25 protein-coding genes are annotated in these 22,554 nt (G+C 69.7%); 11 read left to right on the forward strand and 14 right to left on the reverse strand.

All coding sequences use genetic code 11. The features are described 5' to 3' along the window. Positions 1-72: 72 nt before the first annotated feature. Positions 73-1,113: a thiopeptide maturation pyridine synthase gene (locus GT755_RS10860; RefSeq protein WP_161479596.1), complete on the reverse strand. Its 1,041-nt coding sequence runs from the start codon at positions 1,111-1,113 to the stop codon at positions 73-75. Positions 1,114-1,118: 5 nt separating this feature from the next. Beyond that, complete coding sequence (locus GT755_RS10865; RefSeq protein ID WP_328794287.1) at positions 1,119-1,751, reverse strand: lantibiotic dehydratase C-terminal domain-containing protein; 633 nt, start codon at positions 1,749-1,751, stop codon at positions 1,119-1,121. Positions 1,752-2,015: 264 nt separating this feature from the next. Here GT755_RS10865 and GT755_RS10870 point away from each other — a divergent pair, with 264 nt between their 5' ends. Beyond that, positions 2,016-2,435: a cellulose binding domain-containing protein gene (locus GT755_RS10870; RefSeq protein WP_161479598.1), complete on the forward strand. Its 420-nt coding sequence runs from the start codon at positions 2,016-2,018 to the stop codon at positions 2,433-2,435. Positions 2,436-2,482: 47 nt separating this feature from the next. On the opposite strand, the gene GT755_RS10875 is transcribed toward GT755_RS10870, so the two are convergent. After that, positions 2,483-2,911 carry a fascin domain-containing protein gene (locus GT755_RS10875; protein ID WP_161479599.1) on the reverse strand — a complete coding sequence of 143 codons (429 nt, stop codon included), beginning with the start codon at positions 2,909-2,911 and terminating at the stop codon, positions 2,483-2,485. A 272-nt stretch (positions 2,912-3,183) separates the two neighbouring features. Here GT755_RS10875 and GT755_RS10880 point away from each other — a divergent pair, with 272 nt between their 5' ends. Continuing rightward, positions 3,184-3,612 (forward strand): MEKHLA domain-containing protein, encoded by a 429-nt coding sequence (locus tag GT755_RS10880; RefSeq protein ID WP_202609889.1) that lies wholly within the window; start codon positions 3,184-3,186, stop codon positions 3,610-3,612. 309 nt (positions 3,613-3,921) lie between these two features. Here the strand turns inward: GT755_RS10880 and GT755_RS10885 are convergent, their stop codons facing one another. Together GT755_RS10885 and GT755_RS10890 are read right to left on the reverse strand one after the other, a co-directional pair. Next, a complete protein-coding gene (locus GT755_RS10885) occupies positions 3,922-4,893 on the reverse strand; it encodes an endonuclease/exonuclease/phosphatase family protein (RefSeq protein WP_328794288.1) in 972 nt (323 codons plus the stop codon). Continuing rightward, positions 4,890-5,393, reverse strand: coding sequence for a M15 family metallopeptidase (locus GT755_RS10890; RefSeq protein WP_161479600.1), 504 nt, complete (start codon positions 5,391-5,393; stop codon positions 4,890-4,892). The genes GT755_RS10885 and GT755_RS10890 overlap by 4 nt, the downstream gene beginning before the upstream one ends. Positions 5,394-5,480: 87 nt before the next feature. Between GT755_RS10890 and GT755_RS10895 the strand changes: the two genes are divergently transcribed. Together GT755_RS10895 and GT755_RS10900 are read left to right on the forward strand one after the other, a co-directional pair. Beyond that, positions 5,481-6,152, forward strand: coding sequence for a response regulator transcription factor (locus tag GT755_RS10895; protein ID WP_161479601.1), 672 nt, complete (start codon positions 5,481-5,483; stop codon positions 6,150-6,152). Beyond that, a complete protein-coding gene (locus GT755_RS10900; protein WP_161479602.1) occupies positions 6,145-7,218 on the forward strand; it encodes a sensor histidine kinase in 1,074 nt (357 codons plus the stop codon). The genes GT755_RS10895 and GT755_RS10900 overlap by 8 nt, the downstream gene beginning before the upstream one ends. Positions 7,219-7,237: 19 nt before the next feature. Here the strand turns inward: GT755_RS10900 and GT755_RS10905 are convergent, their stop codons facing one another. The 5 genes from GT755_RS10905 to GT755_RS10925 form a co-directional block, all read right to left on the reverse strand. Then, positions 7,238-7,603, reverse strand: a complete 366-nt coding sequence (locus tag GT755_RS10905) for a VOC family protein (RefSeq protein WP_161479603.1) — start codon at positions 7,601-7,603, stop codon at positions 7,238-7,240. A gap of 97 nt (positions 7,604-7,700) precedes the next feature. Further along, positions 7,701-9,941 carry an esterase-like activity of phytase family protein gene (locus GT755_RS10910; RefSeq protein ID WP_202609891.1) on the reverse strand — a complete coding sequence of 747 codons (2,241 nt, stop codon included), beginning with the start codon at positions 9,939-9,941 and terminating at the stop codon, positions 7,701-7,703. Between the two features lie 119 nt (positions 9,942-10,060). Further along, positions 10,061-10,690 (reverse strand): dihydrofolate reductase family protein, encoded by a 630-nt coding sequence (locus tag GT755_RS10915; RefSeq protein ID WP_161479604.1) that lies wholly within the window; start codon positions 10,688-10,690, stop codon positions 10,061-10,063. Positions 10,691-10,726: 36 nt separating this feature from the next. After that, positions 10,727-11,962, reverse strand: coding sequence for a PP2C family protein-serine/threonine phosphatase (locus GT755_RS10920; protein ID WP_202609892.1), 1,236 nt, complete (start codon positions 11,960-11,962; stop codon positions 10,727-10,729). A gap of 43 nt (positions 11,963-12,005) precedes the next feature. After that, positions 12,006-12,227: a hypothetical protein gene (locus GT755_RS10925; protein WP_161479605.1), complete on the reverse strand. Its 222-nt coding sequence runs from the start codon at positions 12,225-12,227 to the stop codon at positions 12,006-12,008. 135 nt (positions 12,228-12,362) lie between these two features. Here GT755_RS10925 and GT755_RS10930 point away from each other — a divergent pair, with 135 nt between their 5' ends. The 4 genes from GT755_RS10930 to GT755_RS10945 all read left to right on the forward strand — a co-directional run bounded on the left by GT755_RS10930 (position 12,363) and on the right by GT755_RS10945 (position 13,950). Then, the gene (locus tag GT755_RS10930; protein WP_161479606.1) at positions 12,363-12,917 is read left to right on the forward strand and encodes a hemerythrin domain-containing protein; all 555 of its coding nucleotides are present in this window, start codon (positions 12,363-12,365) and stop codon (positions 12,915-12,917) included. A 49-nt stretch (positions 12,918-12,966) separates the two neighbouring features. Beyond that, the gene (locus GT755_RS10935; RefSeq protein WP_161479607.1) at positions 12,967-13,209 is read left to right on the forward strand and encodes a DUF2188 domain-containing protein; all 243 of its coding nucleotides are present in this window, start codon (positions 12,967-12,969) and stop codon (positions 13,207-13,209) included. A 42-nt stretch (positions 13,210-13,251) separates the two neighbouring features. Beyond that, on the forward strand, positions 13,252-13,515 hold the full coding sequence (locus GT755_RS10940) for a DUF4235 domain-containing protein (RefSeq protein ID WP_161479608.1): 264 nt from the start codon (positions 13,252-13,254) through the stop codon (positions 13,513-13,515). Between the two features lie 69 nt (positions 13,516-13,584). Beyond that, entirely contained in the window at positions 13,585-13,950 is a 366-nt protein-coding gene (locus GT755_RS10945) for a hypothetical protein (RefSeq protein WP_161479609.1), read from the forward strand. A gap of 76 nt (positions 13,951-14,026) precedes the next feature. Here GT755_RS10945 and GT755_RS10950 read toward each other — a convergent pair whose 3' ends face one another. Continuing rightward, complete coding sequence (locus GT755_RS10950; protein WP_030455339.1) at positions 14,027-14,377, reverse strand: hypothetical protein; 351 nt, start codon at positions 14,375-14,377, stop codon at positions 14,027-14,029. Positions 14,378-14,477: 100 nt separating this feature from the next. On the opposite strand from GT755_RS10950, the gene GT755_RS10955 reads away from it, so the two are divergent. After that, positions 14,478-14,957, forward strand: coding sequence for a hypothetical protein (locus GT755_RS10955; protein WP_161479610.1), 480 nt, complete (start codon positions 14,478-14,480; stop codon positions 14,955-14,957). On the opposite strand, the gene GT755_RS10960 is transcribed toward GT755_RS10955, so the two are convergent. After that, complete coding sequence (locus tag GT755_RS10960) at positions 14,936-15,877, reverse strand: WD40 repeat domain-containing protein (RefSeq protein WP_161479611.1); 942 nt, start codon at positions 15,875-15,877, stop codon at positions 14,936-14,938. The genes GT755_RS10955 and GT755_RS10960 overlap by 22 nt on opposite strands. Before the next feature lie 88 nt (positions 15,878-15,965). Next, positions 15,966-16,421: a MarR family winged helix-turn-helix transcriptional regulator gene (locus GT755_RS10965; protein WP_161479612.1), complete on the reverse strand. Its 456-nt coding sequence runs from the start codon at positions 16,419-16,421 to the stop codon at positions 15,966-15,968. 70 nt (positions 16,422-16,491) lie between these two features. Between GT755_RS10965 and GT755_RS10970 the strand changes: the two genes are divergently transcribed. Together GT755_RS10970 and GT755_RS10975 are read left to right on the forward strand one after the other, a co-directional pair. Next, positions 16,492-18,558 (forward strand): LLM class flavin-dependent oxidoreductase, encoded by a 2,067-nt coding sequence (locus tag GT755_RS10970; protein WP_161479613.1) that lies wholly within the window; start codon positions 16,492-16,494, stop codon positions 18,556-18,558. Beyond that, positions 18,555-19,466 carry an LLM class flavin-dependent oxidoreductase gene (locus GT755_RS10975; protein WP_161479614.1) on the forward strand — a complete coding sequence of 304 codons (912 nt, stop codon included), beginning with the start codon at positions 18,555-18,557 and terminating at the stop codon, positions 19,464-19,466. Before GT755_RS10970 ends, GT755_RS10975 begins: the two co-directional genes overlap by 4 nt. On the opposite strand, the gene GT755_RS40520 is transcribed toward GT755_RS10975, so the two are convergent. After that, positions 19,433-22,423, reverse strand: a complete 2,991-nt coding sequence (locus tag GT755_RS40520; RefSeq protein ID WP_161479615.1) for a glycosyl hydrolase 115 family protein — start codon at positions 22,421-22,423, stop codon at positions 19,433-19,435. The genes GT755_RS10975 and GT755_RS40520 overlap by 34 nt on opposite strands. Positions 22,424-22,554 lie beyond the last annotated feature (131 nt).

The following is a 22,554-nucleotide window of genomic DNA, read 5'->3' on the forward strand; positions in this document are numbered from 1 at the left end:
ATCGTCGAGATTCAGGACAACGGTCACGACGGCGGAGGCCGGGATCTGCGTTGCTGGTGATCGATGCGGGCGCTAGCCGAGTGCGTGGCGGCGCATCGACTCCAGGCCCGAGACCCCGTACACCTCCTCCACCGCGTTCGCCAGCAGGTGGCAGGTGCGGAAGCGGTCGAGCGGGGTCAGGCCCAGCCTCGTCAGGTGCAGGTAGGTGTAGTTGAGCACCACCCGGTAGCGCAGGAAGTCGGGGCGGTTGAACATGTCGCGGCGGTAGTCGGGGGTGCCGAACATCAGGGTGTGAAGTTCGCCCCGGGTCTCGGCCGGGGTGTCGTCCATGGTCGGCAGCAGGTGCACCACCCGGTCGGCTCTCTCGCGGTAGGTCTCCACGAGCGCCGCCCACTCCGGGACGAACGGGCTGTCCCCGTCTCCGTCGATGGTGTCCACGACCTGCCTGACCCGTTGGGTCAGCAGGGCGCGGCGGGAGTCGTACACGCCGTCGAAGGAACGGCGGGCGGCCTCGGGGTCCTTGGACCACATGAGGTAGCCCTCGGCGTGCACCCGGAACGACAGGTAACTGCGCTCGATCGGGTGGGAGGTGTGGGCGACCGTCAGGAGCAGGGCCATGGCCAGGTCGGACTTGCCGTCGCGGCCGTCGCGGCAGTGGTCGAGCATCGTGAACAACAGGCGGGTGCTGTCGCTGTAGAACGACGTGAGCAGGTCGACGGCCTCGTCGCCGCCCAGGACGTGGCGGCGGTCGTCGAAGGGGAACTCGACGATCGAGTTGTCGGCGGGCCACGGCGTGAGCGGGCCGTGTTCCTGCTCGCGGGCGGCCATCAGGCGGTGCCGGGCCAGGCTCTCGGCCTGGTCCACCACGTAGGTCGACGGGTGGGCGCGTAACCAGCCGCCGACGACCGTGTCGATGCGGGGGCGCACCACCTCGTCCCAGATCCGCTGGTCGGTCTTCACGTTGACGCGCACGTGGGGGCCCTGCCGCCAGTGGCGCACCACGTACGCCGCCTCGACGTAGTCGCGGATGTCGGCGAGCAGGGGCCGGACGGCGTCCAGGAGCAGGGGGTCCTTGTCCGGTTCGTGGTAGAAGATGTGGACGCTGTGCCACATGGCGATCACCTTCGCAACGCGGCCAGCGCGCGGGCCGCCAGAGTCGAGATGTGCGATTCCGGGCCGGGGCGCAGGCCGATCCGGTTGTGGAACAGGTGGGCGCAACGCAGCAGCACGCGGGCCCGTTGTGCGTCGTCGCCTATGACGACCAGGTCGCCGGTCGTCTCCGGGAGGCTCGCCGCGAGGTCGTTGATCGAGGCGGCCCAGGTACCCAGCAGGCCGTCTTTCCGGTGCCAGAAGGGTTCGGTCTGGGTGACCGGCGCGGGCGGGAGCAGGCGGCGGGCCGCTTCGGCGAGGTCGGGCTGGCAGGCGGCCATCGTCAGCGTGAGGACGGCGAGGCCGACGGCGGTCCTGCGGTCCAACGCGGGCGCGCCGTGGAGGACGTCGAGTGCGGGGGAGCTGGAGATGGCGAAATGTCGTTCGACGGCGGGCATGTTTCCGTAGACACGCTCTTCCGGCTCATACGGGATGAATACCACGCTGCCGACCGGGTGGAGGGCCGGGTCGTGATTCTCGCGGCCTTCCCCTTTCGCCACCACGGCCGCCGGTAGGCCGGGGCGTCGACGGGTGGTCGGCGAACCATCGGGCGGCTCGGGCCCTGATCTCGTCGCGGGCACCCCTTTCAGGCGCAGCCGCACGTACGGGCGCGACTCTCAGTAGCGCAGGTCGTCGAGGTCGCCGGTGTGGAACAGGTGACGTGCAGGCCGCCGGCGCGGGCGAATTCACCAGGCAGTCATCAAGTCATTGTTGCCACTGTTTTATGGGCCGTAATCAAGGAATTGTCTGGAAGGGGATCGGTGAAACTTTCAACGCCATTGACCATATTCGATGCCGATCGTACCGTTCCGCTAATCGCCTGTGCCCGCCGATTCAGAGCGTGCACTTCCTGACAGGAGAGGCCCATGACAGAACGACGTGTCCGACGGCGCCTGGCCGTGTGGCTGGTGGCCGCCCTGGTCGGCGTGTTCACGGTCGTCACCCCCGCCGGCGCCGCCACCACCTGCACGCTCACCTTCAAGGCCAACTATCGGGGAGACGTCGGCAGCCAGTACAGATGGCAGGTCGATGCGACGCTGACCAACACCGGCACGACCACGTCGACCACCTGGCAGGCGGTCATCGACTTCCCCTTGTCGTCGGGCGCGGTCATTCACCAATTCTGGAACGCGACCAGGCCGTCGGCGAATGTGTGGGGCCCGATGGGGTGGAACGGAGCCCTTCCGAAGAACCAGCGGGCCACCTTCGGGTTCGATATCGGCATGCCCATGCCGAACACCTCGCCGCCTCTTCCCACCTCCAGTTCGTGCACCATCACTTATTAAAAGGAAACGGGCGAGTCTCCGTGAGGCTCGCCCGTCAGTTCGGGAGATTACGAGATGACGAACTTCTCGTAATCTCCGACTACGTCGGCGCGGGCTCGGAGAATGCCGTAGCCGTCGCCCGTGTAAGCCGGTTCGGTGCTCACGTACTTGTTGTTGGCGAGGGCTTCATGGTGCAGTATTCCTCGCCCTTGCACTCGATCACGGATTGCGTCGACGCCCTTGTAGTTCTTCTCGGCGCTCAGCCGGTTGCAGCCGTCTTCGGGGCAGATGGTGAACTTCTCCCAGTCGCCGACCGCTTGCGCGCGGGCGCGAAGCATGCCGTAGTAGCTCCCGGGATATTCGGTCTCCGATTTGATCTGGACTGCGGAGCAGTGGTCGTCGCCGATATCCCAGCCGGGGCCCCTGTGGGCCTGCTGCGCGGCGACGATCGCCGGTGGCGTGGTGGTGAGGGCGGCCGATCCGGCCGCCGCCACCATCCAGTGGTTCGTTCTTGATCGCGCGCAGCTTCAGCCGACGCCGGCTCACTTGTGCCGAGACTTTTATATTCCCCTTTTCGTGACTTTTGTCGCCGCGGGCGACGAACGCGATTGCGGGAAATCCATGCGATTAGCGTGTATCGGCGCCACAGAAATGCATTCACAAATCATCCACTCGTTTTCTATGGTTCCGGACGGTCGTAGTGGTGCGACCAGTGCCGATCATGCCCTACCCTCAAGACGGAAAAATCGGTACAGAGAATGGCTCTCGCGTGAACCCGGATTTCTTCGATCTGCTGAGGAGTTGTCACCTCCGTCTCGTCGGCGCCCCGCTCGGAGGGCCCGACGCCACGGCGCGATGGCTGTATGAGGACGCGCCTTTCTGCGTGCTGGCGCACGACGCGTCCGACGACCCGCGTTTCACCTATGCGAACCGCACCGCCCAGCGCTGCTTCGAGTACGACTGGGCGGAGCTCGTCGGCATGCCCTCCCGCCTCTCGGCCGAGCCGGATCGGAGGGAGGACCGCCAACGGCTTGTGGACGCCGTGCACCGAGACGGCTTCGCCGAGGGTTACCGCGGGCTGCGGATCGCCAAGTCGGGCCGCCGGTTCTGGATCGAGGACGTGACGATGTGGAACCTGGTCGACGACGGCGCGCTCGTGGGCCAGGCGGCGACCTACGGGCGCTGGCGAGACGCCTGATGCCCCCTGGGGCTCAGGTTCCAGTCGTCGCGTGTGTACAGGGACACGAAGCCCGCCCTCTTCAGGCCTCCTGGGACTTCGGGACCGCGCTCCCGTTCCGGGCTCCTCCCTGTCACGTGCGCTCGCCGGAGTCGAGTTCGTCGTTCAGACGACGAAGGGCAGTTCCGTCGCGAACGCCACCGAATACGAGGTGCGCCCGGGCGTCAAGGTGACGCTGAACGGCTTACGTCCATGACGAGGCCGCCGCAGGGGCGAGGATGACCAGCATCAAACAGGTCCGTGCCCGCATCATGTGACGCCGGCCCGGATTCACCAGCTGATCCCGGCCGCCACCGGGAGATGGTCGCTGCCGGTGGCGGGCAGTACCCACGACCTTCTCGGCTGTACGCCGCGCACCAGCACCTGGTCGATCCGCACCATCGGAAACGCCGCCGGATAGCTGAAGCCGAAGCCCTCCCCGGCCGCCTCCTGGGCCGAGCGCAGGTGGGCGGTCAGGCCGGTGAACGCGCGGTCGTCGGTCGTGCCGTTGAGGTCGCCGAGCAGGATCAGCCGCTCGTTCTCCTCGGCCGCGACGGCCTTGGCGAGGGCGCGTGCGCCCCGGTCGCGGCTGTCGGTCCAGAAGCCGTTCCTCGGAAAAACTCGCACGGAGCCCAGGTGGGCGACGTACACCACCAAGGGGCCCCGGTCGGTGGCCACGGTCGTGCGCAGCGCCCGGTTCTCGGCCAGTTCGGCGGCGGCGGGAATGGTGTCGGCCAGCGGGCCGGCGTTCGTCTCCAGGTCGACGGGGCGGGTGTCGGCCAGGGGCAGTCTGCTCCACAGGCCGACCGTGCCCCGGACCGTGTGGTGCGGGTACGCCTCGGCGAGTTCCTTCTCGTACACGGGCCTCGCCTGGGGGGTGAGCTCCTCCAGGGCCAGCAGGTGGGCGCCGGAGGCGGCCAGGGCGCGGGCGGTGCCGGCCGGGTCGGGGTTGGCGGCGCCGACGTTGTGAGTCACCACGGTCAGGTCGCCGCCCGGCTGGGACTTGTCGACGAGCAGGCCGCCGAAGAGAGCCAGCCATACACCCGCCGGGAGCAGCAGGGCGACCGCCGCGACGGCGGAGCGGCGCCACAACGCCCCGGTCAGCAGCAGGGGGATCAACACGCCGAACCACGGCAGCGTGGTGTCCACCAGGTTGCCGAGGCCGCCGCGATCGGTGATCTGGGCGTGCAGGAGCATGATCAGGCCGAGCAGCAGGGCCGTCGCCGTGAAGATCGGTCCGCGCTTCCACGGGGTGGTGGTCACTGGTGCATCCTCGGGTCCTGGGTGGGGTCGTCGTACATCGCCGGGCAGGCATTCTCGGCGCGGAGTTCGTAGTGCCAGGGTTCGTTCCGGTAGATCTGGCACAGGCCGTAGCGGGCGCCGTGCTGCGACAACCAGGAGATCGTGTCGGTTCCGCCGAGGTCGACGGCGTCGCCCACCACGTGGCGTGATCTCTTCGCGGTGGCGACCCATCGGGCCGCCTCCTCCTTCGAGCCGTACGTCTTGACCGCGTCCCGGAGCAGCTGGTTCTGGCGTTCGGGGGAACGCCAGCCGCTGTTGACGTAGAAGGTGACGCCCTCCTCGGCCGCGTCGGTCGCCGCCTCGCGCAGGGCGTGCAGGAGATCGGGGTCGAGGTTGCGCACACCCGGATAGCCGTCGTCGAACACCGTCACGCCTTCGGGGAGCGCGCCGTCGGCGCAGGTCGTGGGGGCCAGTGCGGTGAGGGCCACGACGAGGAACTGGAGGATCCGGTTTCGGGGCATGCCGCCAGTGAAGGGAGGGCGGTGTTGCCGGTGCGTATGCGGTTTTCGATACGTGGACGATATGCGCCGATTCGTAGCATCGAGACCGTGCGTGTGCTGATCGTCGAGGACGAACCCTATCTGGCCGAAGCCGTCCGCGACGGTCTCCGGCTGGCCGCGATCGCCGCCGACATCGCGGGTGACGGCGACACCGCGCTGGAGTTGCTGAGCGTCAACGACTACGACATCGCCGTCCTCGACCGCGACATCCCCGGCCCGTCGGGTGACGACATCGCCCGGCACATCGTGGCCTCCGGCAGCGGCCTGCCGATCCTCATGCTCACCGCGGCCGAGCGTCTGGACGACAAGGCGTCCGGGTTCGAACTCGGCGCCGACGACTACCTGACCAAGCCGTTCGAGCTGCGGGAGCTGGTCATGCGGCTGCGGGCGCTCGACCGCAGGCGGGGCCGGACCCGCCCGCCGGTGCGCGAGGTCGCCGGGCTGCGGGTCGACCCGTTCCGCAGGGAGGTCTTCCGCGACGGCCGCTACGTCGCGCTGACCCGCAAGCAGTTCGCCGTGCTGGAGGTGCTGGTCGAGGCCGAAGGCGGCGTCGTCAGCGCCGAAGAGCTGCTCGAACGGGCCTGGGACGAGAACGCCGACCCGTTCACCAACGCCGTGCGCATCACCGTCTCGGCGCTGCGCAAGCGGCTCGGCGAGCCGCCGGTCATCGTCACCGTGCCCGGCGCCGGATACCGGATCGAGGAGGGCGACCGTGGCTAGAGCACCCGGGACGAGTGTGCGCCTGAGGCTCGCCCTCAGCTACGCGGGGTTCCTCATGCTCGCCGGCGTCCTGCTGATCGGGGTTGTGTGGGTCTTCACCCTGCGCCATCTGCCCGAGTACACGGGTGTCCCCGGCGGCGTGCTGGTCCGCTCGACCCTGCTGGGCGACTTCGTGTCGGCCACGGGGGTGGTGCTGGTCTTCCTGCTCGTCTTCGGCCTCGTCGGTGGGTGGATCCTCGCCGGACGCATGCTCGCCCCGCTCACCCGCATCACCGACGCGACCCGGCTGGCCACGACCGGGTCGCTCTCCCACCGGATCCGGCTGCCCGGTCCCCAGGACGAGTTCCGCGAACTCGCCGACGCCTTCGACGGCATGCTCGAACGGCTCGAAGCCCACGTCGCCGAACAGCGGCGGTTCGCCGCCAACGCCTCCCACGAGCTGCGCACCCCGCTCGCCGTCTCGAAGGCTTTGCTGGACGTGGCCCGCACCGACCCCGGCCACGACACCGGCGAGCTCCTCGAACGCCTGCACGCCGTCAACACCCGGGCGATCGAGCTGACCGAGGCGTTGCTCCTGCTCAGCCGGGCCGACGAGCGGTCGTTCACCCGGGAGCGCGTCGACCTGTCGCTCCTGGCGGAGGAGGCCGCCGAGACGCTCCTCCCCCTGGCGGAGAAACGCGGCGTCACCGTCGAGACCTCCGGTGACATCACCCCGACCATCGGGTCGCAGCCGCTGCTGCTGCAGCTGACCACGAACCTCGTGCAGAACGCGATCGTCCACAACCTGCCCGCCCGGGGCGCCGTGTGGGTCAGCACCAGCGTCCGCCCCCGGAGCGTGGTGCTGGCCGTCGAGAACACCGGCCAGGTGCTCAGCCCGCAACGGGTCGCCACGCTGACCGAGCCGTTCCAGCGCGGCACCGAGCGCATCCACGCCGACCACGCGGGCGTCGGCCTCGGCCTGGCGATCGTCAAGACCATCACCCACGCCCACGCCGGAACCCTGACGCTCAGCCCGCGCGCCGCCGGGGGTATCCGCATCACCGTCGAACTGCCCGTCGCGAGCTGATTCCGCCACTGGCGCCGGGTCAGGTCACGCGGGTGCGCAGGAGGCAGAACTCGTTGCCCTCCGGGTCGGCCAGGACGTGCCAGCTCTCCTCGCCCGTCTGCCCGACGTCGGCGGGCTTCGCGCCGAGGGCCAGCAGGCGCTCCAGCTCGGCGTCCTGGTCGCGGTCGGTGGGGCTCACGTCGATGTGCAGAGGCAGTTTGCCGGTCTTCGGCTCGTCGCTCGAACTGAGCACGAGCACCGGCCGGTGGCTCTCGTCTTCGGGACCGATCTCGATGAAGGTCTCCTCGCGCCCGATGACGACGTAACCGAGCACCTCACACCAGAACGCGGCCAGCCGCTCGGGGTCGCGACAGTCGATCACCAGTTCACTGATACGGCATGCCATCCCGCCGGTGCTACCCGGCGATCTTTGTCGTACGCGCCTGAAGACCGGAAAGCCCAGGCCGGGCGACCACCCGGCCTGGGCTCCTCTCGTCAAGGCGTCAGCCGCGCAGGCCGGGCACGTCGATGACGATCACTTCGGTGTCGTCGGCGCGGCCCGGGATGCGGCCGTCGTTGCCGGGGAAGTTGTTGTCGTTGGCCACGATCACGCGGTCGCCCGACAGGGGCAGGACCGACTCGACCGACTGGAGCGGGAAGGAGAACAGGTCTCCGACGCCGTACTCGTTCGGGCGGGCCGGGGTGGAGACGCCCTTGGGGTCGGCGATGCGCATCAGGTCGACGGCGGTGCGGCGGGGGAGCACGCCGTTCGCGTCGGCCTTGTCGAGGTCGGTGACGACCAGCTTCTTGACGAACGAGGTCTGGCCCATGCCGTTGTCGCGCTCGATCAGCAGCAGGCGCTTGCCGTCGAGGATCTGGGCGTCGCCCACGAACAGGCCCGGCTCGTCGACGCGGAAGGTCCAGGTCTTGCCGGTGTAGGCGCCGGCGCGGACATCGAACTCGTACACGATGCGGCGACGCTGGTCGGGGTCGCCGGTCTTGGCGCGTTCGAGGATCGGGTAGAGGGTGTGGCCGTCCTCGCTGGCGGCCATGGCCTCGAAGCCGCCGCTGCCGGGCAGCGTCGGGGTCTCGCCGGGCTTCAGCTCGTTCGACTGGGGCGACTTGGTGCCGTCGAAGAGGGGAATGGGGGCGCGCAGGACCTTGCCGGTCTTGTCGACGTTCACCAGGTAGGGGCCGAACTCGTCGCCGATCCACAGGGTGCCGTCGGCGTCCCACTGGAGCGACTCGATGTCGAAGTCGGCGCCGGTCAGCAGGCGCTCGGAGGTGTTGCCGTTCACGATCGGGAACGGCACCTTGCGGTCGGGGTCGCGGAAGCTGATGTGGCTCTTGACCTCGATCTCACCCGACTTGTAGTCGGGCTCGATGTAGTAGGCGCGCAGCAGGAAGTCGGGTGAGTTGTCCTTCGACCCGAAGCCGTTGTCGGGCATGCCGAGCAGGCGGTTGGCGTTCTTCGAACCGCGGGTGTGCGGGATGACCGCGGAGAAGCCGGGGATCGGCTGGCCGGGGAACGGCGGGGTGATGCCGTTGACCGGGGTCTTCGGCATGAAGTTGCCGGAGATCGGGCCGGGCTGGTAGTCGGTCGCCGACAGGATCGCGCGGTCGCGCAGCGTGGCCTCGTCGGGGACGTTCACGCTCAGCTCGTAGAGGCGGGTGATCTGCGTCGCGCTGTTGTTGTCGTCGGAGATCAGGTAGAGCACGCGGGTGTCGTCGTCGAGACGGTCGCCGAGCGCCATGCCCTCGATGTTGTCGAGCAGCGGGTTCGGCTGGGGCTGCTTGGTGGTCGCGCCCGACGGGGGGCAGTCGGCGATGTCGGCCAGCAGTTTCTTGCCGAGCCAGGCGCGCGGGTCGGTCAGGGTCGAGAGCGAGGCGACGCCCGACACGTCGGGGGCGCCGGTGGCGGTGACGCGGTAGATCCGCACGGTGTTGCCGACGCCGGCGGTGAAGCCGCGCTCCATCGCGAGGAACTGGTCGTCGCCGAGCGCCACCAGTTCGACCAGCCCGAGGTTGGGGTCGGTCTTGTACGCGTACTGCGCGGCCGGCGTGTAGTCGCCGCCGGGCGTGCCGGTGTAGCGCAGGATGCGCTGGCGGCCCGCGCCCGACGCCTCACGGCCGTCGGTGAGCAGGGGGCCCTCCATGCCGGCGTACAGGGACGTGCCGTCGGGCGAGGTGGTGAGCGCCTCGAAGGCCAGGTTGACCGGCGACTCGCCCGCGGGGGTGATCCGGAACCGGGCCGGGACCTCGAACGAGGCGGTCTGCACGCCGTCGGACAGGCGGAACCGCCGGATCGACGGCTCGGTCTCGGAGCTCGCCAGGACGGTGTGGCCGTGGGGTTCGACGACGAGCCCTTCACCGTCGAAGTCGGTGCCGTTGTAGGGGGTGCCGTCGGCCCGCTTCAGCGTCGTCATGCCGACGACCTGGGCGTCGTCGCCGGAGAGGGCGACGTCGTAGACGCGGGCGGGGACGGTGCCGGTGTTGTCCGAGAGCGCCAGGACGCGGTCGTCGCGCAGCCGCGCGATGGCGGACAGGCCCCCGACGGGGGTGCCCTCGAACGTCTTCTTGTCCAGGCTGTCGGTGAAGCCGCGCAGGCCCGCGTCCGCAGAGCAGGGGGCGCCGAGGTTCACATCATTGGACGTCGCCGCGCCGGCCGCCGGGACCGTCACGCCGAGCATGGCGATGACCGCCGCGGTGGCGAGGGCGGGGGCGGGCCACCTTGTGCTGGGCACAAGTACCTCCGGAATTTCGTGATGCGGGGTGATCCACCCGCTGGAGACGAGCGAAGTCCCCGCAGCCCGCCAACGCAGAACCATGCGTCAAACACACCATGAACATCTGCGCTCGGGATTCACGACGCGCGGGCGCCCATGTCGCCGGTGGCCGGTGTGCCCTCGGCGAGCCCGTAGCGCAGCAGCACCGCTCCCTTGGCCGAGGTGACCGGCGGCTCCAGGAGGGTGAGGTTGGCGGGGACCGCGCCTCCGTCGAAGACCTTCTTGCCGACGCCGAGCACGATCGGATGGATCCACAGGTTCAGCTCGTCGAACAGCCGCTCACGCAGCAGGGTCTGCACCAGGTTCAGGCTGCCGATCACGTGCACGTGCTCGTGCCTGTCGCGCACCTCGCGCACGGCGCCGGCCAGATCGGGGCCCAGCAGCGTCGACCCGGCCCAGCCGAGTTCCGGCTCACCGCGGGAGGCGACGTACTTGGGGAGGCCGTTGAACAAGGTGGCGATGCCGCCGTCGACGCCGTCGGTCTGGTTCGGCCAGTGGGCGGCGAAGATGTCGTAGGTCCGGCGGCCGAGGAGCAGGGCGTCCATGCCCACCATCCCGGAGCCGACGTGCCGCCCGACGGTGTCGTCGAACAGGGGCGCCTGCCAGCCGCCGAACGGGAAGCCGCCGTCGGTGTCCTCCTCGGGGGTGCCCGGCGCCTGCGCGACCAGGTCGAGGGTGGCGAACAGGTCGATGTGGATCAGGCCCATGGTGATCTCCTGGTAGGGGGCGTTCTACGTCGGGCGTCAGGTGCGCGGAATCGGCCAGTCGGCGTTCTCGAGCTCCCGGTCGGCGTCGGGGCCGCGCCACTCCACGATGACCACCGTCGCGTCGTCGCGCAGCACGCCCTTGTGGTAGACCAGCACGGCTTGGACGAGCCGCCGCAGCGTCTCGGGCACCGGCAGGCCGCTCTGGTTGTTGCGGATCACGAAGTCGACGAACCGGTGCACGCCGAACTCCCGGCCGGAGGCGTCGCGGATCTCGGTGATTCCGTCGGTGTAGAGGATCAGCCGGTCGCCGGGCTCCAGTTGCTCGCGGCAGGTGGTGACCGGCAGGCCCAGGTCGAGCCCCATCGGATGGGCCGGCTGGCAGTCGAGCATCGTGGTCCAGCGCCCGCCGCGCAGGAGGATGGGCAGCGGATGGCCCCGGTTGACCCAGGTGAAGACACCGGTCCGCAGGTCGAGGTCGCCCATGACGGCGGTGACGAACCGCTGCGCCCGCCCGAACTCCTCGATGAGCACCGCCTCGATGTCTTCACTGTTCTTGGCCAGCGAGTCGCCCTGGCGGCGATTGTTGCGGGAGGCCGCGATGGCCAGGTTGGCCGTCAGTCCGGCCGAGACGTCGTGGCCCATGGCGTCGAAGACGGCGACGTGCAGCACGTCGCTCGTTATCGCGTAGTCGAAGGCGTCGCCGCCCACCTCGTAGGCGGGTTCGAGCACCCCCGACACGCTCACCCGGTCGCTGGCGAAGGTGAGAGGAGGGATGAGCCGCCACTGCATCTCGGCGGCGACGTTCATCTCCCTGGTGCGGACGATGCGGGCCCAGGTGTCGCTGTAGCTGTGCATGCTCGTCAGCAGCAGGGCGACCACCGACGAGAGGTGACGGGCGGACATGTGGTCGAAGGGGGCGCCGCCCATGTCGACCCTCAGGACGCCCAGCCGGCTGGTGCCGTTGAGGATCGGGATCCACCAGTAGTGGGGCTCGCCGTTCTCGTCGTGTTGCGTGAGGGTGCGGACCTCCTGGAAGGCGAGGCCGGGCAGGCTTCCCTCGACCGGGAACTCCTCCGGTACGTCGCCCGTCTCGCCCCCGCGGCCAGGCAGCAGCCGCAGCACCTGCTGCTGGAGGTCGACCAGGTAGATCACGACATGCGCGAATCCCGCCTGCGGGGTGTGGGTGGCCAGGAGCGACGGCAGGTCGTCGATGGAGCGCAGATGACTGCTTTCGATCAGGCCGGCCAGCATTCGCTCGTAGCCCGCAGACATGATGCCAATGGCCTACCCGCATGTGAACTGGAGAAACGACGGCCTAGCCGTGACCGGGCTCTTCGGGATCGGTGGGGGCCATGACGGTGTCGTCCATGACGCCGACCAGCTTGCCGACGGGCACCAGCGCCACCAGCACGACCAGGCAGGTCCAGAACAGCGGCATGGAGCCGATGATGAGCCCGACGCCGCCCAGGATGAACACCAGCAGGAAGACGCCGGCGTAGATCCACGAACGCGGTCGGCCGTGTCGGTTCCGGGTCATGGTGAGCCCACTGCCCGAGCGGGTCCCGCCCATGCCTTCAATTGGACATAAAGGACAAAAGTTAAGGTCTACCGAACATCGGGACACCTGCGAGGGGTAGGGGGCCAAGACGTCCGAGAACCAAGGGAGTTCGCCATGGACACCCAGCAGATCGATGTCGTCACCTTCCTGAAGCATCAGCATGAAGAGATCAAGGCCTTGTTCGCCGAGGTCGAGTCGGCCCAGGGCGACGCCCGCGAGGAGGCCTTCCGCCGGCTGGTCCACCTGCTCGCCGTGCACGAGACCGCCGAGGAGGAACTTGTCCACCCGTACGCCCGCAAGGTCGTCGGCGACGGGAGCATGGTCGTCGACCAGCGGCTGGAGGAGGAGAACGAGGCCAAGCAGGCCCTGTCCGACCTTGAGGAGATGGGCACCGACAACCCCGACTTCCTCAAGCACCTGGACGCCCTGCGCACGGACGTCATCGCCCACGCCGAAGCCGAGGAGCGGTTCGAGTTCCCGCAGTTGCAGACCGAGGGCGACCCCGACCGCCTGCGCCAGATGACCGCCGGGGTCAAGGCCGCCCAGAAGACGGCCCCCACCCACCCGCACCCGGGCGTGGAGTCGGCCAAGAAGAACATGCTGCTCGGCGCGCCCGCCGCCCTCATGGACCGGGCCCGCGACGCCATCCGCAAGATCATGCACCACTGATCTCCTCGAATCGGGGTAGCGGTGGGGCATCCCGATCGGAGGAGCAGTGATGGCAGGACAGGCCAACTCACGCGACGTGGTGAGACAGGAAGACGGGCAGTGGGCCGTCACCAAGCCGGGCGGCAGCCGGGCCAGCGCGTTGTTCAGCACGCAGGACGAGGCGATCAGGCGGGCGACCCAGATCCTCGCCGCCGACGGCGGAGGCGAGCTGCGCGTCCACGGCACCGACGGCAAGGTGCGCGACCAGCGCACGATCGCACCCGGCAACGATCCCCACCCGCCCGCCGGTTGATCGGCCGACTACCTGTGGGCGCCTCGGGTAGCGCGTACCGGCATGAACAAACTAGCGGTGCGTGGCGCGAGCGCGCTGAGCGGCATGATCGGCGGCGCGGTGGCGAGCCTGATCTTCAAGCAGGTCTGGAAGCTGGCCGCCGGTGAGGACGAGGCGCCGCAGGCGACCTCGCCCGACTACGGATGGGGCGAGGTGGTCGTGGCCGCCGCGATCCAAGGGGCCATCTTCGCGGCGGTGAAGGCGGCCATCGACCGGGCCGGCGCCGAGGCCTATCGGCGCTCGACCGGCGAATGGGTCACGGACTGACCCGCCGATCTACCCCACCGGCACGGGATGGTGACCGTTTGCCCATCCCATGCCGGGCAGGGGGTGGGTATGACCGTGACACGATTCAAGGACCTGCCCCTCGCCGACCGTTCGCGGGAATGGGACGGCAGCGCGGCCGAGAGCCGCGTCCGTGAATGGGCGGGTGCCGAAGACGAGCCCGACGCCGCCTACCGCGACGCCCACGTCTGGTACGACGGCGACGCCCCCGGCAACTTCGGCAGCTACAAGCTGCTCATCGCCGACGTCGTCGACGGCAAGCTGAAGGCGGTGCCGCGTGCCGTCATGGCCGCCGGCGGCGTCCTCCAGGGCGCGCGCGGCGGCGTGAAGATCCCCGAAGACGAGGTCGGCCGGGTCAAGGCCCACCTGGCCAAGTACTACGAGAAGATGGGCGAGACCGCTCCCTGGGAGCGGTGAGCAGACATGCGGAGGCCCGCACCCGGGCGTTCGGCCAACCCCCTGTCGCCGAACGCCGGATGCGGGCCCTGCCGCGTCACGGAAGCTGGTTGTAGCCGGTGTAGTAGTTGCCGACCTGCTCCCGGTAGGCCGGGTCCTTGTAGGTGTCCTGGTCGAACTCCGGCGCGTTCTTGATCTCTTCCTTCGTCCGGGCGAGGAAGACCTTGCGCTGCTGGGGGTCGATCTCGGTGATCGTGCTCGCGGGCATGATGACCTTCTTGCCGAAGATCCAGAAGCCCGTGTCGACGACGATGTAGGCGTCGCCGACGGCGTCGCTCTGCTCGTCGACCTCGCCGATCTTGCCGTCGACGGCCTCGACGTCGAACCCGATCACGCTCACCCCGGCGCCGGAGACGACGCCTTCCTGGTAGCTCCACGGCTCGTACATGTAAGCCCCTTTCGCTGGTTGCTGCCAAGAGGGCCGCTACCCGTCGCGCGAGGGCCAAACGTGCCGCGAACCGATCGATCTTCGATTCCGTTTCAGGGGCATGTGGCGTCGTCTTCTTCTCGTCCTCGCGCTGGCCGCGGGGACGCTCGTCTTCTCGTCCGTGCCCGCCTACGCCTGCAAGTGCGCCCTCACGCCGGTGAAGGAGCGGGTGCAGAACTCCGCGGTCGTCTTCACCGGGGTGGCCACCGGGTTCAAGGCCGCCGGGTCGCCCGTCCGGCAGCACGTCTACACGTTCCGGGCCGATCATGCGTACAAGGGAAAGCCGAAGGCGACCGTGAAGGTGGCCACCAACACCGAGAGCGCCGCGTGCGGGGTGAAGTTCGCGCGCGGCGCCCGGTATCTGGTCTTCGCCTACAAGTCCGACGGCCGTCTCGTGACCGGGAGTTGCTCCGGGAACACCCGGGTCGCCAAGGGGACCGGGCCGTTGAAGGCCGCCGATCTGCCCACGGGTGTCGACCCGGCCACGATCAAGCAGCTGGGGAAGGCCAAGCCGGTCCGTCAACCCCCGCAGGCGGCGTAGGTGAAGGTGTCCTTGAGGATGTCGTAGCGGTCGCGGACCGTGGTGACGCCGGTCTTCGTGTCGTGCTCGAAGACCGTCATGCGGTTCGGGACCTTCGGCAGGTTCTGCGACACGTGGAGGGTGACCTGCGCGGGGCCGGTCCAGTCGAGCATCTCGACGGTGCCGCCCTTGGGCAGCTTGATCGGGTTGCTCCGCTCCACCTGGGCGGTCTCCAGGTCCGAGACGACGAGCTTGTCGCCGGACACGAGGGTGGCGACGGTCCGGGCGTCGGCGTGGAGGGCGTTGGGGCCCCAGCCGTTCACGTCGTCGGCCGGGCGGCCCTGGCGCAGCAGGCGGCCCGACCGGTCGTAGACGCGGAAGACCTCGTCGGTCGCGCTGGTCAGGATCTCCTTGCCGTCGCCGCTGAAGCCGATGAACTCGCGCTTGGTGGGCAGCAGGCCGAGCCGCTTGCCCTTCTTGGTGTCGAAGATCATCGTCCGCCGGTCGGTGACGGCCAGGCTGGCGCCGTCGTCGGACAGGCGGAACCACACGTTGTACTGCACGACGTTCTTGGGCAGCGTGCCGACGGGTAGCAGGGTGACCCCGCCGCCCAGCGTCCGGACGGCGATCCGGCCGTCCTTGCGGAAGTAGGCGATCTTCTGCCCGTTCCCGCTGATCGCCACCGGAGCGGCGGCGAAGCCGACCGGCCTGCCTTTGCCGTCGAGCGCTTCGAGCTGGGCGTCCTTGAGCTGGATGATCTGGCCGTGGTGCGTCACCAGCCGCCAGTTCCCGCACAACACGGTCGCCTTCTTGACCTTGCACGCCTTGGCCGACGCGTAGCGGATGCTGTCGCCGTGGTGCGGCGCGGCCTGCGCGGCGACCGGCACGGCCACGATGGCGACGACCGTCGCCGCCAGCGCGACCAGAACCCCGATCTTCATCTTTACCCCCTGGTTGTGTTCCCCGTCACATCCTTGGATGCGGGCAGAGGGTGGCGGGTTGGTCACAGATCGGAAACGATGGCGCGGCTCACTTGTGGGTGACCTCGATGCGGTCGAGGAGGGTGGCGGAGATCTCCGCGAGCGCGGTGACCTGCTCGGGAGTGAGGGTGTCCATGACGTAGCGCTTGACCGCCGCGTCGTAGTGCTTCCTGGCCTCGCAGGCCAGTTCGCGTCCGCGTGCGGTGAGGCGGACGGCCGAGCCGCGGCTGTCCTCCTCGCAGGCCTCCCGGGTGATCAGGCCGCGCTGCTCCATGCGGCGGAGCTGGTGGGACAGGCGGCTCTTCTCCCACTCCAGGCCGCAGCGCAGCGCCAGCGAGCGCACCGACTCGTCAGGGCGTTCGTTCACGGCGACCAGGACGTCGAAGTCGGCCTCGGACAGGCCGGTGGCGGCGGCGAGCTCGCGGCCGAGGACGCCGCTGAGCCGGACGCGCATGCGCTGGTAGCTGGCCCAGGCGAGGGCCTGGGGGTCGGTGAGATCGGCCATGAACCCCAGATTAGTTGATGCATCAACCTTGACGTATATTGGTTGACGTATCAACCTAAGGGAGTCCCCCATGAACTATGGCCACGCGCTGCGGTTCGGCGCCCTCACCGGCCGCACCGAGCTGGTCGAGGAGCTCGGCTACGACCTGGCGATGGTCCCCGAGTGGACCGGGTTGTCCTGGCTGGCCGGGCGGACCGGGCGGATCGGCCTGGTCGGCCGGCTCGACGTCGCCGAATGGAACGCCGCCGTGCTCGGCCGGTCGGCCGCTGGGCTCGACCTGCTGTCGGGCGGCCGGGTCGCGCTCACGCTCGGCACCTCGGGCGACGTCGCGGCGCTGGCCGAGGCGATCGAGGTGATCCGGGCGATCTGGGACGCCTCGGCGCCCCGGCTCACCTATGACGGCGTCCACCACCGGCTCGCCGGCGCGGAGCCGGGGCCCGAACCGGCGCACGCCGTGCCCATCTGGGTCACCGGCGACGATCCCGCCGTACTTGAGCTGGCCGGACGGCAGGCGGACGGGTGGGTCGGCGTCCATGATCCCGAGCGGCCCGAATGCCCGCGTACCGCGAACAAGCTGATCGACGAGGCCGCCATGGCGGCCGGGCGGGACCCGCGCGAGATCCGGCGTGTCCTCGTCGTCACGGGCGACGTCCCGGCGGGGGTGCTCGACGACGGGTTCGGCACGATCGTCCTGCGCAGCGACGACGAGGCGGTGCTCACGCGGTTCGCCCGCGAGACGATCCCCGCCCTGCGGGCCGCCGCCCCCGGCGGGCTCTCCGACCGGCCGGTCCGGCCCGCCGCCGCGCTCGCCAAGCGCCGCGGGGGCATCGACTACGACGGTGTGCCCGAGTCGCTGGCCGCCACGGCCGTGGAGCCGGGCGACCGGAACTACGGGCGGTTCCGGTCGAACTACCTGCGGGGCGGCTCTCCCGGGCTGCTGCTGTTCCCGCGCGACCCTTCCGAGGTCGCCGAGGCGCTGGCCTTCGCCCGCCGCCACCCCGCTCTGCCGCTGGGCGTGCGCAGCGGCGGCCACGGCGTCAGCGGCCGGTCGACCAACGACGGCGGGATCGTCATCGACCTGCGGCACCTCGACGCCGTCGAGGTGCTCGACGTGGGCACCCGCCGGGTGAAGATCGGTCCGGGCGCCCGCTGGAACAAGGTCGCCGCCGCCCTGCGCCCCCACGGGTGGGCGCTCGGTTCCGGCGACTACGGCGGCGTCGGGGTCGGCGGGCTGGCCACGGCGGGCGGCATCGGCTACCTGTCGCGCAAGCACGGGCTCACCATCGACCACCTGCGGGCGGTCGAGATCGTGCTGGCCGACGGGTCGGTGGTCAGGGCCGACGAGCACGAGAACGCCGAGCTTTTCTGGGGTGTACGCGGCGCCGGCGCCAACTTCGGGATCGTCACCTCCTTCGAGTTCGAGGTCTCGGAGGTCACCGACGTCGGCTGGGCCCAGCTCGTCATGGACGCCGCCGACCAGGCCGGCTTCCTGCGGCGATTCGGCGAGGTGGCCTCGACGGCCCCGCGTGACACCACGGCCTTCCTGATCATGGGACCGCCCCGGCGCGGCCGGCCGGCCGTCGCGCAGATCATGGCCATGGTCGACTCGGCCGATCCCGAGGTCATCGTCGAGCGGCTCCAGCCGTTCGCGGGCATCTCCGCGCTCTACCAGCAGCAGGTCGTCGTCGCGGCGTACGCCGACGTGATGGACAACGCTCACGGCGGCGACCACCAGGGGCAGGGCGAGCCGGTGGCCCGGTCGGCGTTCGTCCGCGAGATCACCCCGGCCTTCGCGGCGGCGGCGGCGAAGATGCTGGCCAGCGGGGTCGTGTACTTCTTCCAGATCCGCACCGTCGGCGGCGCGGTCGCCGACGTCCCGGCCGACGCCACGGCCTACGCCCACCGCGACGCCGGTTTCCAGGTCACCGCGATGGGGATCGACGACAAGCGGATGGACGCGCTCTGGGAGGCGAGCCGCGAGCACTTCGACGGCCTCTACCTCAGCTTCGAGACCGGCCTCGGCAAGGTCGCCGACGCGTTCCCGCCGAAGACCCTCGACCGGCTGCGGGCGCTGAAGCGCCGCTACGACCCGGACAACGTCTTCCGCGACAACTTCAACATCAGGGATGAGAAATGAGCGACTACGGCCACGACCTGCTGTTCGGCACCTTCGTCAGCCCGGCGATCGAGCCGGTCAGGCACGCCGTCGACCACGCCAGGGCCGCCGAACGGGCCGGGCTCGACCTGGTCACCTTCCAGGACCACCCCTACCAGCCGCGGTTCCACGACACCTGGACGCTGATGTCCTACATCGCGGCGCAGACCGAGCGGATCAGGCTCAGCGGCAACGTCACCAACCTGCCGCTGCGCCAGCCCGCCGTGCTGGCGCGCAGCGTGGCGAGCCTCGACCGGCTCACCGGCGGGCGGATCGAGCTGGGCATCGGCGCGGGCGGGTTCTGGGACGCCATCGCGGCCATGGGCGGGCGGCGGCTCACCCCGGCCCAGAGCATCGAGGCGCTGGAGGAGGGCATCGGGATCATCCGCCAGATCTGGGCCGCCGACGAACGCGGCGGGGTGCGGTCGGACGGGCCCTACTACCCGGTGAAGGGCGCGAAGCGCGGCCCCGCCCCGGCTCACGACGTGGGGATCTGGGTGGGGGCGTACAAGCCGAAGATGCTGGCGCTGACCGGCCGGGCCGGCGACGGCTGGTTGCCGTCGCTGCCCTACCTGCCGGGCGGCCCCGCCGACCTGACCGAGATGAACCGGCACATCGACGAGGCCGCCCTCGCGGCCGGACGCGAGCCGAGCGCGGTCCGGCGGCTGCTCAACATCACCGGCGAGTTCACCTCGGCGAACCGCGGCCTGTTGCAGGGACCGCCGGAGCAGTGGGTCGAACAACTCGCCGGGCTGACCGCCGACTACGGCATCAGCGGCTTCCTGCTGATGTCCGACGATCTGGCCAAGACCGAGCTGTTCGCCGAGGAGGTCGCCCCGGCGGTCCGCGAGGTCGTTCAGAAGTGGCGGCTCGGCGGCGGGCCGAGGTAGCTGGTCAGCAGTCCGCCGGTGTCCACGACGATCTTCTGGACGACGACCGTCGGGTCGACCATCCAGAACTTGAGCGTGTGGGCGCCGGGTTTCGTGATGGTGTGCGTGGTGACGGTCCGGTTGACGTTGTCGGAGGTGTTGCGCTCCCACTGCTTGTTCATCCGGGTGTCGTCGGAGCCCGTGGCCGCGATGACGTCGACGACCTGGGGCGCGGCGTCGTCGATGGAGACGGCGTACTTGAGGCCCTCGGTCGGGAGCACGTTGTTGCGCGGCGACAGGTAGGCCCAGACCTTGACCGGACCGGTCGTGAACAGGTGCAGGTCGTACGCCAGATGGGGGCTGTTCCCTCCGGGGGTCTGGCGGGGCGCGGTCACCGGCCACGGGGTGAGGCCGTCGCCGGTGCGGCCGATGCCGGGGATCGTCTTCCACGAGCCCACCGTCTTGGACGGGCGGGCGGCTTCGAGGGAGACGTACCCGCCGGCCTCGACGAAGCCCTTCACCGGGCCCGACGGGTTCTTCACCACGGCCCGCACCACGGAGGTCGAGCCGTTCGGGCCGGTGACCGTGATGGGCACCTCGGTCGTGCCGCGCGGGGCGCGCGACCAGTCGACCTTCAGCGTGCTGCGGACCTGCTTGTCGAGCCGGCCCTTGGAGGGTTCGGCGCGCAACCACGGCACCGATGGCCTGATCTGGTAGTCGAACGGCACGGTGCCCTTGTTGTAGACCTCGATGTGCTGGTCGGGCGCGCTCTGGTAGGGGCTGAACTCCGGCAGCGTCGCGGGCTCCACGCCCATCTCGGCGACGGCCGGGACGGTGATGCGCCGGAGCGCGGGGTAGAAGGCGTCGGGCAGCGCGACGTGGTTGAGCTCGGGCTGCTGCCAGGGGGCGTTGGGGCCGTAGCGTTCGACGTCGCCGTAGCCGATCTTGGGCTGGAGCTGCCAGTTCTTCCACTTCCCGCCGGCGAGGCCGGTGTTGTAGTGGTCGGACATGGCCTGGTCGTCGGCGAAGCGGGCCTCGGCGACGTCGGCCAGGTCGTTGGTGGCGGCCCGGCCCTGGGCGGCGTAGCGGATGTTGGTGAACTGGGCCAGGCGGAGCGCGTAGAGGTTCGCGGTCGCCTTCACCTGGTAGAGGACGAGCTGGAAGTAGGCGTCCTGGGCGTTCTGCGGCAGCCTCCTCGCGACCTTCTCGGCGCGTGCCGACAACGCGGCCCACTCGGCCGTCACCCGTTCGGCCTCCCGGTAGTTGGTCAGGCTGTAGGGGCTGGCCTGGTCGTCGTAGACCACCGCGGAGGAGTCGGTCGACAGGTCCTTGGTGGGATCGAGGCTGATCAGCCGGTTGAGCAGTTCCGGCTTGCGGCGCGACTGGAGGGCCGCGTAGTCGTGCAGCACCTCGGCGATCTCATGGGCCTGGCCGGCGCCGAAGTTCTGGGCGGCGTAGCCGCGCTCCCAGTCCGAGATCCTCTCCAGCGGGATGGGCTTCCAGGCGTAGTCGAGGAAGAACTGCGTCGGCAGCTCCTCGTTCTTGAAGTCGCCAACGTTCACCACCCAGAGCCGGTCGACTCCGTAGGTGTACGACAGGTTGAGCTGCTCCCAGATGTTCGGCAGCTGGTTGGTGTCGACCCACTTGTAGTTCCGGCCGCCGCCCACGTAGTCGAAGTGGTAGTAGAGCCCGTAACCGCCGGCCCGGGGCGGCGCGCTCCGGTCGGGCAGCTTGCGCATGTTGCCCCAGTTGTCGTCGGTGAAGACGACCGTCACGTCGTCGGGCACCCGCATCCCGCGGTCCCAGTAGCGCTGGACCTCCTTGTAGAGCGTCCACACCTGCGGCACGTCGGTCATGCCCTCGGCGGCCAGCAGCTCGCGCTGCGTGCCGACGATGTCGGTCATCAGGTCGATGCCGTCGCCGTCGGGCAGGCTGACGTCGCCGTTGCCGCGCATGCCGAGGGTGACCACACCCTCGAAGTCCTCGTTCTTCATCCGCTGGATGCCGTCGCGCCAGTACTGCGTGATGGCCTCGCGGTTGCGGCGGAAGCTCCAGTCGCCGTTGCCGCCGTAGGGGTCGCTCGTGCCCGCCACGGCGTGCCGGTTCCACTCCTCGATGCCGCGCATCATCGGCGCCTCGTGGGAGGTGCCCATGACGATCCCGTACGCCTTCGCCGTCGCGTGGTTGGCCGGGTCGTCCTCGGCGAACGCGCGTCCCCAGACGGCGGGCCACAGGTAGTTGGCCTTCAGCCGGAGCATGGTCTCGAAGACCTTGGCGTAGAGGTGCCGGTTGAACCCGCCCGGGTAGCCCGGGGCCAGGCCCGGCCCGAAGAACTCCGGCCCCCAGGTGCCGAGCGCCGGGTTCTCGTCGTTGATGAAGATCCCCCGGTACTTGACCGCCGGGGTGCCCTGGGTGTGCCGCCCCGGCTCGACGTAGAGGGCGTTCCTCTTCTGTACGGGCACGTCGTCCCACCAGTACCAGGGCGAGACGCCGATCTCCTTCGAGACGTCGTACACCCCGAAGATGGTGCCGCGCTGGTCGCTGCCCACGATCACGAAGGCGCTCCGCAGCCCGGGCAGCGGGTCGCGCACGACCTGCTCGATCGTGGTCTCCCACTTGCCCCGGATGCCCGACACGTCGAGCTTGCCCCGCGCGACCAACTGGTCGATCAGCGGGCTGCGCCCGAGCGTGCCGACGATGACGACCTCACCCCGGGCGGGCGTCTCGGTCGAGACGACCGGCTTGACGCCGGTGACCTTCTCGACGTCGGTCTGGAGGTCGCCGACGGCCCGGGTCACCCCCGGGAAGTCGGCCTGGCTGACGTGGATCGCCGCCGCCCTGCCGTCGGCGACCAGCGGAAACCGGCCGTGGCCGGGAGTGCTCTTGATGTACGAGCCCGACGAGACGTCGTGGGCCTGCGCGGGCGCCACCAGCGTCGTGAAGACGAGGGTGGCGGCCAGCACTGTTCGTAAGAGCATGGGGGTGGCTCCTTCGCTCCTTCGACAACTTTCGCCGTGGGCTGGAAACTTTCTATCAGCGGGCTGACAACGTCAACCACGGTCAGCAAAGGCCGAGGTAAGGAATGTACGGTTCATCGGGCCGCTGGCCG

The organism is Herbidospora solisilvae (genome assembly GCF_009901565.1).
Classification (GTDB): Bacteria; Actinomycetota; Actinomycetes; order Streptosporangiales; family Streptosporangiaceae; genus Herbidospora; species Herbidospora solisilvae.

Excerpts from the sequence above, each read along its gene's own strand:
- GT755_RS10860 (WP_161479596.1), bottom strand. The coding sequence starts at position 1,113 with ATGTGGCACAGCGTCCACATCTTCTACCACGAACCGGACAAGGACCCC.
- GT755_RS10870 (WP_161479598.1), top strand. The coding sequence starts at position 2,016 with ATGACAGAACGACGTGTCCGACGGCGCCTGGCCGTGTGGCTGGTGGCC.
- GT755_RS10875 (WP_161479599.1), bottom strand. The coding sequence starts at position 2,911 with ATGGTGGCGGCGGCCGGATCGGCCGCCCTCACCACCACGCCACCGGCG.
- GT755_RS10890 (WP_161479600.1), bottom strand. The coding sequence starts at position 5,393 with ATGCCCCGAAACCGGATCCTCCAGTTCCTCGTCGTGGCCCTCACCGCA.
- GT755_RS10905 (WP_161479603.1), bottom strand. The coding sequence starts at position 7,603 with ATGGCATGCCGTATCAGTGAACTGGTGATCGACTGTCGCGACCCCGAG.
- GT755_RS10915 (WP_161479604.1), bottom strand. The coding sequence starts at position 10,690 with ATGGGCCTGATCCACATCGACCTGTTCGCCACCCTCGACCTGGTCGCG.
- GT755_RS10920 (WP_202609892.1), bottom strand. The coding sequence starts at position 11,962 with ATGTCTGCGGGCTACGAGCGAATGCTGGCCGGCCTGATCGAAAGCAGT.
- GT755_RS10925 (WP_161479605.1), bottom strand. The coding sequence starts at position 12,227 with ATGACCCGGAACCGACACGGCCGACCGCGTTCGTGGATCTACGCCGGC.
- GT755_RS10930 (WP_161479606.1), top strand. The coding sequence starts at position 12,363 with ATGGACACCCAGCAGATCGATGTCGTCACCTTCCTGAAGCATCAGCAT.
- GT755_RS10935 (WP_161479607.1), top strand. The coding sequence starts at position 12,967 with ATGGCAGGACAGGCCAACTCACGCGACGTGGTGAGACAGGAAGACGGG.
- GT755_RS10940 (WP_161479608.1), top strand. The coding sequence starts at position 13,252 with ATGAACAAACTAGCGGTGCGTGGCGCGAGCGCGCTGAGCGGCATGATC.
- GT755_RS10945 (WP_161479609.1), top strand. The coding sequence starts at position 13,585 with ATGACCGTGACACGATTCAAGGACCTGCCCCTCGCCGACCGTTCGCGG.
- GT755_RS10950 (WP_030455339.1), bottom strand. The coding sequence starts at position 14,377 with ATGTACGAGCCGTGGAGCTACCAGGAAGGCGTCGTCTCCGGCGCCGGG.
- GT755_RS10955 (WP_161479610.1), top strand. The coding sequence starts at position 14,478 with ATGTGGCGTCGTCTTCTTCTCGTCCTCGCGCTGGCCGCGGGGACGCTC.
- GT755_RS10960 (WP_161479611.1), bottom strand. The coding sequence starts at position 15,877 with ATGAAGATCGGGGTTCTGGTCGCGCTGGCGGCGACGGTCGTCGCCATC.
- GT755_RS10965 (WP_161479612.1), bottom strand. The coding sequence starts at position 16,421 with ATGGCCGATCTCACCGACCCCCAGGCCCTCGCCTGGGCCAGCTACCAG.
- GT755_RS10970 (WP_161479613.1), top strand. The coding sequence starts at position 16,492 with ATGAACTATGGCCACGCGCTGCGGTTCGGCGCCCTCACCGGCCGCACC.
- GT755_RS10975 (WP_161479614.1), top strand. The coding sequence starts at position 18,555 with ATGAGCGACTACGGCCACGACCTGCTGTTCGGCACCTTCGTCAGCCCG.
- GT755_RS40520 (WP_161479615.1), bottom strand. The coding sequence starts at position 22,423 with ATGCTCTTACGAACAGTGCTGGCCGCCACCCTCGTCTTCACGACGCTG.